This is a genomic window from Erwinia plantamica (assembly GCF_043420595.1).
In the GTDB taxonomy this organism is placed as follows: domain Bacteria; phylum Pseudomonadota; class Gammaproteobacteria; order Enterobacterales; family Enterobacteriaceae; genus Erwinia; species Erwinia aeris.
Window position 1 is genome coordinate 1 of record NZ_JBGCUC010000153.1, and the last position, 273, is coordinate 273.

The 273-nt window shown below is 49.5% G+C and carries 1 tRNA gene; it reads right to left on the reverse strand.

The annotated features are described in order from the left end of the window. Positions 1 to 133 precede the first annotated feature (133 nt). Positions 134 to 208, reverse strand: a tRNA-Glu gene (locus AB3U87_RS22580). Positions 209 to 273 lie beyond the last annotated feature (65 nt).

Sequence of the window (273 nt, forward strand, 5' to 3'; positions counted from 1 at the left end):
GGAGAATGAAAACGACATGTCGTTTCAATTTTCAGCTTGTTCCGGATTGTTAAAGAGCAAATATCTCAAACGTGACTGTAAAGTCAGTTTTGAGATACTTCGTGGAGACACCTTTCACCTGTCACCAAGCAAGTGGCGTCCCCTAGGGGATTCGAACCCCTGTTGCCGCCGTGAAAGGGCGGAGTCCTAACCGCTAGACGAAGGGGACACTGTCGTGTCGGCTTCGCAGCCGTCTTGCTCTAACGTTTCTATCAGACAATCTGTGTGAGCACT